General features: G+C 61.4%; 5 protein-coding genes. 1 reads left to right on the forward strand and 4 read right to left on the reverse strand.

Going from position 1 to position 3491, the window contains the following annotated elements; genetic code table 11:
* Positions 1-551 precede the first annotated feature (551 nt).
* The 4 genes from BMZ43_RS25850 to BMZ43_RS25865 all read right to left on the reverse strand — a co-directional run bounded on the left by BMZ43_RS25850 (position 552) and on the right by BMZ43_RS25865 (position 1801).
* A complete protein-coding gene (locus tag BMZ43_RS25850; RefSeq protein WP_007162517.1) occupies positions 552-752 on the reverse strand; it encodes a hypothetical protein in 201 nt (66 codons plus the stop codon).
* Between the two features lie 51 nt (positions 753-803).
* Positions 804-1091, reverse strand: coding sequence for a hypothetical protein (locus BMZ43_RS25855; protein WP_007162518.1), 288 nt, complete (start codon positions 1089-1091; stop codon positions 804-806).
* 219 nt (positions 1092-1310) lie between these two features.
* Complete coding sequence (locus BMZ43_RS25860; RefSeq protein WP_007162519.1) at positions 1311-1550, reverse strand: hypothetical protein; 240 nt, start codon at positions 1548-1550, stop codon at positions 1311-1313.
* Positions 1550-1801 carry a hypothetical protein gene (locus BMZ43_RS25865; RefSeq protein WP_007162520.1) on the reverse strand — a complete coding sequence of 84 codons (252 nt, stop codon included), beginning with the start codon at positions 1799-1801 and terminating at the stop codon, positions 1550-1552. The genes BMZ43_RS25860 and BMZ43_RS25865 overlap by 1 nt, the downstream gene beginning before the upstream one ends.
* A 955-nt stretch (positions 1802-2756) precedes the next feature.
* On the opposite strand from BMZ43_RS25865, the gene BMZ43_RS25870 reads away from it, so the two are divergent.
* Positions 2757-3491, forward strand: a 735-nt coding sequence (locus tag BMZ43_RS25870) for a DUF1173 family protein (RefSeq protein ID WP_143075347.1), incomplete at its 3' end; no start/stop codon positions are given.

Genomic DNA, 3491 nt, shown 5'->3' on the forward strand with positions numbered 1-3491 from the left:
TTGAATTCTTCGGGGTAACGCTGACGACTCATGGCACCTCCTATTTGGGCCTCATTATGAGGCTTGGAGGTGTCTACGAAACCAGGGGCGATTCAATGTGGCGCTTTCTGCATACCTAAAAATATACTGCCCTGGAAAAACAGCTTCACCGGCACCACTTGCCCCCCTTTTGCCCGCGCTCCACCTCCCTACCCAGTCGCCCCGCGCGCGCGACAGTAGGAAAAGGAAAACTCGAGCCAGAATCTAAAGCTTTAGAAAAAACCGCGGCCCAGCTCAACTTCGAACGCGGAGGTAGGCGAGGCGAATGTTTTAATTGCTTTCAGGCACTCATCTTCCCCTTGTAGCAAGTTGAGCAGCCCGAATCGAACACCACCTACCACCACCCAGCGCGTTGAACGTTGCTACCGTGACCTGCACAGTGGACGTTTGCGCCTGGGCACTTTCGTCAGCGGTCCACAACAAGATTACTGCGCCGGTGAGACAGACATTTCTACTTAGTCACCAGAGCGACATTTCTATTTAGCCTTGACACGGCGGTGCCGTATGGCGGTTCAGTTCTTCAACACCGATATCAGCGCCCGGCAACTTCTAGCCACATCCTCGCGCGCGTTTACCAAGCTGGCCGGACGGCGCTTTTTCGCGTTCAGGCATGTCCGCAGCGCATCAGATTCGTCCACCAGGCGTTGATAGGCTAGGCGCACTATGTCCATCTTGGCCTTGATGGCATCAATTTCCGTTTGTTGCTCACTCATGGATTCGAGCCTTGCCGGCGGCGCCGGGGTCGGGTAGGTAGTGGGGAGGGTTCAGCCTTCGCGCAGGGGGAGCATCAGCTGGACCTCCTGACTCTCGATGCCGAGCAGCAACATGCGGGTCTCGGTGGTCATTCCGGAATCGTTGTCGTAGGCCAATTTCACCAACGTCTCCAGGGCCACGGAATTGTCCACGAACGTCTCCGCATCCTCGTCCGTAGCGGTGCCCTGCAGGCGCTTATCGCGGTATTGCTCGGCGACGATCAGACAGTCTTGTGCCATCTGCAGGATGGTTTTTTCGAGCTGTGGAATATCCACGATTGTGGCGGTAGTGGTGCCCATGGCTAGATCCTCGCCGGCATCGCCGGGGTCGTTGTGGGGAGGGTTCTGAAATCTGGTCAGCCGCATTCGGCGCGTACCAGGTGGGCAAATCGGTTAAAGACGTGCGCGCTCTCTATTTCACAGATACCCGCTACCCGCGCGCGCTCAGCTTCCTCGGCCTTGTTCAGGCCGCCGCCGGGCAATGCCTTGTGGTAGCCCTTTGCATCTCCTGGATTACGCTCACTCGTAGGATTTTAGCAGTCGGGACAAGCCTTCGGGTTCTATCCCCCATCCCTCCCCCAGCGTGAAAGTCGGGCGACCATGAAAACGATCAACTTTGCCCATGCTGACACTCATGGCTTCACCGGTGACTCCATGGAAATCGCTACAGTCGTCATAGTCGACGGAGATCTCCGCGTCGTATCGCTGGAGGAGGTCTCGTAACTCGGTGAGGAATGCGATCCGTGTGGTGTGATCCATCAGTTCGACTCCTGAAGGCGTGCGCAGGAAGCGACGAAATGATGGGTGTCACCGAGCAGCGCGCTCCGCGCAGACGCGTCACACAGGTGCCAGTGCTCGTTGGCCACCTTGAACCGGCCCAAGTAATCCAGTCCTTCGAGATCTGCGGCGGTAATCTGCTCTCCGTCGCCCAAGGCGGCAACCGCACGCTCCCGCTCCGCATACAGTTCCTGTAGGACTTTGGGGTGCCTGTTCATCTTGCGCTCGCTCAATACTGATGGAATCGTCTCCTAGGCTAGCGGCCTTCTGGAAAACGCAAACACCGGGCACCTTATCGCTTGTCGGGGACCGCACATCGAAGGATGGCCAGGTCTGGGCGCCAGCGCGTTTACCCTGGCACCAGTAGGTCAGGCACCGCAGAGTGACACCGCCGGGGCCGCCCTGGATGCAAAGGAAAAAGGACTTTTGAACATGGCAATGAGTGCTGAGCCTGATGATGCGCCTGACTGGCTGGCGCAGAAGCCGCGTAGGGCGCGGCCGGTCGCTTTAGTCGTGTGCCTTGCCGTCGGCGGCCTCGCGACATTCGCTGCCCTGGAGCTGGCCAGCAGGGTGCTGCCAGGTCCATCGACATCCGTAGGTACTGGCCACCCCGCCCATCGCGCCGAGGCTGCAGCTCACCTTGCCCCAGAGCCGGCCGATACCACCCGCGGCACGGTCCGCCGTGCCACGCCTTCACCCGTGGAAGGAAATGCGGCAGCCGCGGCGACCCCACCCTCGAACGTCCAGCCGCCGGCAGCGTCGGTCGGCAAGCAGACCGTCTTCAACGACCGCAACTTCACGCCACGCGGCGCCGATAACGTGGTGAGCTTCAGCGAAGCCCCTCGAAGCCTGGCGCCAGAAGAGGAGCCCCCGCAGCCGACTAAGGTTACGGTGGTGCACCAGACACCGAGCATGAAGGACCGCGCCTGCTGGCCATATAAGGCTGGCAGCCTAGAGCATCGCAACTGCCGATCCGCCGTGGGGCTTCAGTACAGGGACTAGCGCGACTGCCGGCCGCGGGCCAGATCTACGGGCTTCACGCCCGGAGCGTGCTCAATCCGGAGTTTGCCTATCCGGCTGCCGTGCTGTACTGACAGGAATCTCTCCTTCAGCGCCGCCGGCACGCAGCGCTCGCTATTTGGGCGCGATGAGGAGATAGCTGCCACTTCGGCTTGGAGACCTTTGCCTATGCTCAACAACCGCTATCGGATCACCCTGGGCGAGGAGTCCTATTCCCCTGGATACCAGACGGATCCTAAGTATGCCGCGGCCTGGAAGCGTGCTCTTGAGCGCGCCTACGGCCGTGAGCACGGGGTATGTGGCTGCCCCGGGAGCGGCGAGCGAAAGCTGACGATCAAGCTGCGCGAAGGATCGGACGGCTACCACCTAGCCCGCTACCCTCACAGCGGCCCGGAGCATGCCAATGACTGTCGCTTCTATGCAGCAGCGCCGCAGCGCTCCGGTCTGCAGGGCTACGCAGTCGGCGTGGTGGAAGAAACCGCCGACGGGGGGATGAAGGTGAGGCTCGCCCGGGGCGTACGGCAGCAAGCGCCTGGGGAAGCTGGGGATGCGGCGCTCTCCCCTCCGGCTGCCCCGGGCGTGAAGAAGCCGGCAATGACGCTCCTGGGCCTGCTGCATCTTCTCTGGTCGGAAAGCCGGCTCACCACCTGGTATCCGGCGATGGCGGGAAAGCGTAATGGAGAGCTGGTTTCTCACCTGCTTCACAAGTGCGCCGGGCGGGTGTCGGTAGCCCCTCGCATCAAGCTCGACCAGGTGTTGCTGTTGGCTGCTCAGAAAGAGAAGCGGCGCGAGGCCACTAACCGCGAGATCGCCACGAACGCGGTCTCACGCAACTGGCGGCTGGTCGTCGTCAGTCCCCTGGCCAGGTACGACGAGGAGCGGCACAGCGGCTCGCCGGAGAGA

The sequence above is a fragment of the Pseudomonas sp. Snoq117.2 genome (assembly GCF_900110545.1).
Taxonomy (GTDB): Bacteria; Pseudomonadota; Gammaproteobacteria; order Pseudomonadales; family Pseudomonadaceae; genus Chryseomonas; species Chryseomonas benzopyrenica.